Annotated in this window: 4 protein-coding genes; 2 read left to right on the top strand and 2 right to left on the bottom strand. The window is 71.1% G+C overall.

All coding sequences use genetic code 11. From position 1 onward, the window contains the following. Positions 1-209: 209 nt before the first annotated feature. Complete coding sequence (locus B9S61_RS08810) at positions 210-1,055, bottom strand: MurR/RpiR family transcriptional regulator (RefSeq protein WP_103541752.1); 846 nt, start codon at positions 1,053-1,055, stop codon at positions 210-212. A gap of 235 nt (positions 1,056-1,290) precedes the next feature. Here B9S61_RS08810 and B9S61_RS08805 point away from each other — a divergent pair, with 235 nt between their 5' ends. Both B9S61_RS08805 and B9S61_RS08800 read left to right on the top strand, forming a co-directional pair. After that, positions 1,291-3,129: an LCP family protein gene (locus B9S61_RS08805; protein ID WP_258039599.1), complete on the top strand. Its 1,839-nt coding sequence runs from the start codon at positions 1,291-1,293 to the stop codon at positions 3,127-3,129. Between the two features lie 85 nt (positions 3,130-3,214). Continuing rightward, entirely contained in the window at positions 3,215-3,637 is a 423-nt protein-coding gene (locus tag B9S61_RS08800; protein WP_103541751.1) for a hypothetical protein, read from the top strand. A gap of 352 nt (positions 3,638-3,989) precedes the next feature. Here the strand turns inward: B9S61_RS08800 and B9S61_RS08795 are convergent, their stop codons facing one another. Further along, positions 3,990-5,378, bottom strand: coding sequence for a cystathionine beta-synthase (locus B9S61_RS08795; RefSeq protein ID WP_103541750.1), 1,389 nt, complete (start codon positions 5,376-5,378; stop codon positions 3,990-3,992). Positions 5,379-5,634 lie beyond the last annotated feature (256 nt).

Raw genomic sequence — 5,634 nt, 5'->3', positions numbered from 1 at the left:
TCAGTCCGGGCACCAGCACCCCGATGCCCGCGGCGGCGACTCCCAGCCACCACAGTGGCGCGGCCCCGGCCCGTACGACGACGGCCACCCGGGCCAGCCCCTGTCCTCCACGTGTCATGTCCGGCCTCCCGTCTCTCACCTCAGTGGACACGGAAGGTTAGCGGCCCGAGGTGAGACGAGTCTGAGAAGACGCGGCGGCCGGCGCCCCGTCAGTCCACGAACAGCCCGCGCGCCGCCGCCTTGGTGTCGAACTCCTCCAGCCGCGCCTGCGCGTCGGGCAGGTCGTCGCACATCGCCTCCAGCAGCACCCGGCCCAGCAGCATCGGCGCGCACGCCGTGTCGAAGGCCAGCCCGGTGCCGACGGCGGCGGGCAGCAGCAGGTCGGACACCTTGGCGACCGGGGCGAACGGGGAGTCGGCGACGGTGACGACGGTCAGCCCCGCCGCCCTGGCGTGCGTGAGGGCGTCGACGACCTCGCGAGGGTGGCGGGGCAGCGCGAAGCAGAGCAGGGCACTCGCCCCGGCCCGGGCGGCGGCGTCGATCCGGTCGTGGAGCATCGTGCCGCCCTCGTTGAGCAGCCGTACGTCCGGATGGACCTTGGCGGCGAAGTAGGCGAAGCCGTGCGCCTGGGCCGCGGCGGCCCGCAGCCCCAGCACGGGCAGTGGGCGGCTGCCCGCCAGGACCCCTCCCGCCCGCCGCACGGGCCCGGCATCGGCCAGCGCCTCCGCCAGGTGCCGCAGGTTCTCGATCTCGGCCTCGACGGCCTGCTGGTACTCGTTGGACGAGCCGCTCTCCGGCGAGGTTTCGACGGGCGGCGCGACCTCGCGCAGGTGCCGGCGCAGGGCGGGGTAGCCGTCGAAGCCGAGGGCGACGGCGAACCGGGTCACGGACGGCTGGCTGACCCCCGCCAGCTCGGCCAGCTCCACGCTGGACAGGAACGGCACATCGACGGCCCGCCGCACCATGCTGTGCGCGATGCGGCGCTGGGTCGGCGTCAGCCGGTACCCCTCGAAGAGCGCCTGGAGGCGCGCTGCGGGGCTCTCGGTGCCGCTCATCACGTGACGTCCCCCTCGGACCTCGGGCCTCGGATCGCGGGCCCGCTCGGCCCATTCACCCCTCACCACTTCGGTATGCCGTTATACAGCCGAACGGGACACCGCGCCGAACACGCGTCGTGAGGAGCGATGATCACACACTGTGCCCGGTCGGGGACGGATCCGGACCTCGACGATTCTGTTACGACCTCGGCGTATCCCGAAAGGGCCGGATAGCGTAACGCATCGAACAATTATGCGCCTTGAGACGCAGGAGTCCCTGCGGCACCCGACGGAGGACTGGACGAGCGTGGATGCGCCAAGTCGTGGACAGCCTGACGGGACCGACCCGGCCGACCAGTGGGTACTCAATCCGAAGACCGGCGACTACGAATTGCGGCTGAACGGTTCCCCGGAGCATCCGGCGGCCCCCGGTCCTCGCCGGGCGTCCCGTCCGGGCCCCGCCGCCCCCGGGCCGGCCCGTGTCCCCGGTCAGCGGGGACACGGCACCGTTCCCGCCCCCGACCGTGTCCCCGGGCCCACGTCCGCTCCGGACGGCGCGGACGACGGGGACGACGGGGACGACGGGGACGACGGGGACGACGCGGACGACTCCGGTCACCGCAGGCGCCGGCAGCAGAAGCCGAAGCGGAGAAGCGGCAGGCGGAAGGCGCTGATGTGGACGGGCGGCGCCCTCGGTCTGGTCCTCGTCGGCGGCTCGGCGTTCGCCTACTACTGGTACGACCGTCTCAACGGCAACATCAACACCGTCGACATCGGCGACGCGGGCAGCGACAAGGTCCTGGCGGAGGGCCCGGTCAACATCCTGGTCATCGGCAACGACGTCCGCACCGGCAAGGGCAACGAGGCCTATGGCGACCGGGACAACGTCACCGGTCACGCGGATACCACCCTGCTCTTCCACGTCGCGGAGGACCGCACCAACGCGACCGTGATGAGCATTCCCCGGGACCTGATGACGCGGATCCCGGAGTGTGAGACCAAGCGGTCCGACGGTTCCACCGAGGTCATACCGGGCTCGGCCGGCCCCACGAAGTTCAACGAGTCCTTCGGTGTCAACGGCCGCGACCCCGGCTGCACCATGCGCACGGTCGAGACGATCGCCGGTGTCGAGGTCGACCACTTCATGATGTTCGACTTCAACGCGGTGAAGACGCTGTCCACAGCGGTGGGCGGCGTCGAGGTGTGCCTGGAGAAGCCGCTCAGGGATCTGGACGGCGGGACCAAGCTCGACCTGCCGGCCGGCAAGAGCACGCTGGAGGGCGAGGAGGCGCTGTCCTTCCTCCGCAACCGGCACGGCCTGGAGAACGAGAGCGACCTGGACCGGATCAAGATGCAGCAGGCGTTCGTCGCGTCGATGATCCGGCAGCTGAAGGAGGACACGCTGGACAGCCCGTCGAAGATGCTCGACGTGGCCGACGCCGCCACCAAGTCCCTCACCGTGGACCAGGGCATAGGCAGCGCCCGCAAGCTCCTCACCCTCGCCAGGGAACTCACCAAGATCGATCTGAAGAACATCACGATGATGACGCTTCCGGTGATCGACAACCCGGCCGAGCCCACGCCCGTCACCGTGGTCCTGGACCCGGTCAAGGGCCCGCAGGCGCTCGGCATGCTGCAGGACGACGTCTCCTTCACCGAGGTGAAGAAGAAGGAGAAGGAGGCCAGGGACAAGCAGGCCGCCCTTCTGGAGGGGCCGCGGGCCGAGGCGTCCGCCGTACGCGTCGACGTCTACAACGGCGGCGGCCCGCAGGGTGCCGCACAGGAGACCCTGACCTGGCTGCGGACCAGCGAGGGGGTGTCCGAGTCCGCCAACCGGGGCAACGCCCCGGCCGAGGTCGCCAGGACGCGGCTGGAGTACGCGCCGGACCAGGCCGACCAGGCCCGCAAGCTCGCCGATCTGATGGGTCTGCCCGCCTCGGCCCTGAAGCCCGGCGGCGAGGACTCGGACGCGGCGCAGCCGATGACGCTCACCCTCGGCCCCGACTTCGAGGGAGCGGGCGTGCCCGTCGCCGCGCCGAAGAAGGTGGACGTCGGACAGTCCCGGGCCGACGAGAGGATGTGCGAGAAGTAGGGGCCCGGCGAACCCGAATCCGAGAGGGGGGTTACCCCCAGTGTCACCGGCCTGCCGCCTGCCTACCGTGGTGGGCATGACCGGAATGGACGCGCGGGACGCCGAGCTGAAGAAGGAACTCAACGCCTCCCTGCAGGCACGCAGGGAACTGGGCGAGGAGTACGAGTCCGCCCTGGTCGACTCGTTCCTGGAGAAGGTCGACCAGCGGATCGACGGCGCGGTGGAGCGCCGGGTGCGCCGTCAGCTCGCCGAGCGGCAGCTGACGGTGGCCCGGGACTCCCGGTCGCCGAAGGTCACGGACTCCTGGGGGGAGCGTTTCGGCTTCGGGATCGTCTCGCTGGTGCTGGCGGTGCCGCTGTCCGCCATCGGCGGGGGCGTGGGTCATCTGCCGGGCCTGCTGGTCACCTGGCTGGGCATCGTCGGCGTCAACGTGGTCCAGGCGGTCCGCACCAACCCGGGCCTGTTCGGCCGCCGCAGGGGCGAGCGGGACGGCGACTGGAAGGACTGAGACGGGCTTGCGCGGGGACCGCCTCACCCCCGGTTGCCCGGGAGCCGGGACGACGGCGGTCCCCGCGAGGGACGCGCCGTCGAGCCGGCCGCGCGTCCGTGGCGTCCATGGAGGTCCGGGAGCCGCTCCGGAAGGTCCTACGACGCCGTGTGGCCGCCGGCCGGAACGGGGAGCCGCTCCCGTTCCCTGCCGACACCCACCAATGTGCCGGAGCCGTGTTAAGCGAGTGCTGCGCGGACGTGACGCGCTCGTACCACTTCCGCGAAGTCCACGAAGATCACGTCCGCGCCGATACCCGGCCGTTCAGGGCCGGTTCACCTCCGCGCCGCCCGACGCCCCGCCCGACGCCCCGTCACTTGCCGGTCTTGGCGAGGAAGGACAGCAGGTCCTGTCGGCTGACCACACCGGTCGGCTTGCCCTCGACGAGGACCATCGCCGCGTCCGCCCCGCCCAGGACGGCCATCAGGTCCGCGACGGGCTCGCCGGAGCCGACCTGCGGCAGCGGCGCGGACATGTGCTTCTCCAGCGGGTCGTCCAGCGAGGCGCTCTTGCTGAACAGCGCGTCCAGCAGCTCCCGCTCCACCACCGAGCCGACGACCTCGGCGGCCATCACGTCCGGGTGACCGGCGCCCGGCTTGACCACGGGCATCTGCGAGACGCCGTACTCGCGCAGCACCTCGATGGCCTGGCCGACCGTCTCGTCGGGGTGCATGTGGACGAGGGAGGGGATGTGGCCGCCCTCCTTGTCGTTCAGGACGTCGGCGACGCGGGCGCTGGGGCCCGCGTCCTCCAGGAAGCCGTAGTCGGCCATCCACTCGTCGTTGAAGATCTTGCTCAGGTAGCCGCGGCCGCTGTCCGGCAGCAGGACGACGACCACGTCGTCCTCCCCGAGCCGCGAGGCCACCTCGAGCGCCGCCACGACGGCCATGCCGCAGGAGCCGCCGACCAGCAGGCCCTCCTCCTTGGCCAGGCGGCGGGTCATCTGGAAGGAGTCCTTGTCGGAGACGGCGACGATCTCGTCGGCGACCTCACGGTCGTACGCGGTCGGCCAGAAGTCCTCGCCGACGCCCTCCACCAGGTACGGCCGCCCGGAGCCGCCGGAGTACACCGAGCCCTCGGGGTCGGCGCCGATCACCTTCACGGCGCCGTCGCCGGCCTCCTTGAGGTAGCGCCCGGTCCCGGAGATGGTGCCGCCGGTGCCGACGCCGGCCACGAAGTGGGTGATCCTCCCCTCGGTCTGCTCCCACAGCTCGGGGCCGGTGGAGTGGTAGTGGGAGAGGGGGTTGTGGGGGTTGGAGTACTGGTCCGGCTTCCAGGCTCCCGGCGTCTCGCGCACCAGCCGGTCGGAGACGTTGTAGTAGGAGTCGGGGTGCCCGGGGTCCACGGCGGTGGGGCAGACGACGACCTCGGCGCCGTAGGCCCGCAGTACGTTGATCTTGTCCGTGGACACCTTGTCCGGGCAGACGAAGATGCACTTGTAGCCCTTCTGCTGGGCCACGATGGCGAGACCGACCCCGGTGTTGCCGCTGGTCGGCTCGACGATGGTGCCGCCGGGCTTCAGTTCCCCGCTCCGCTCCGCAGCCTCGATCATGCGCAGGGCGATGCGGTCCTTCACGGAGCCGCCCGGGTTGAAGTACTCCACCTTGGCCAGGACGGTCGCCCTGATGCCCTTGGTCACGCTGTTGAGCCGCACCAGCGGGGTGTTGCCGACGAGGCTGATCATCGAGTCGTGGAATTGCACCGTTGTCTCCGGATGCTTGCAAAAGATGTGGTCGTAGTGGTCGAACCAGCGTAGGCCCTCCCCGAACGGAAGCCGCCCGGGTCGTTCACCGCCTGTGGGGATTGGACCACGGTGCGTACGGGGCAAGCACTGGGTACGGCTTCGAGGAGGTGGCGGCGGGCATGACGGGGATGTCGATGTCGAGGGCACGGGTGGCCCGGCGGATCGCGGCCGGTGCGGCCTACGGGGGCGGGGGCATCGGTCTGGCCGGCGCGGC

The sequence above is a fragment of the Streptomyces sp. SM1 genome (assembly GCF_002910825.1).
GTDB lineage: Bacteria > Actinomycetota > Actinomycetes > Streptomycetales > Streptomycetaceae > Streptomyces > Streptomyces okerensis.
This window is presented reverse-complemented; position numbering and strand designations above follow the sequence as displayed.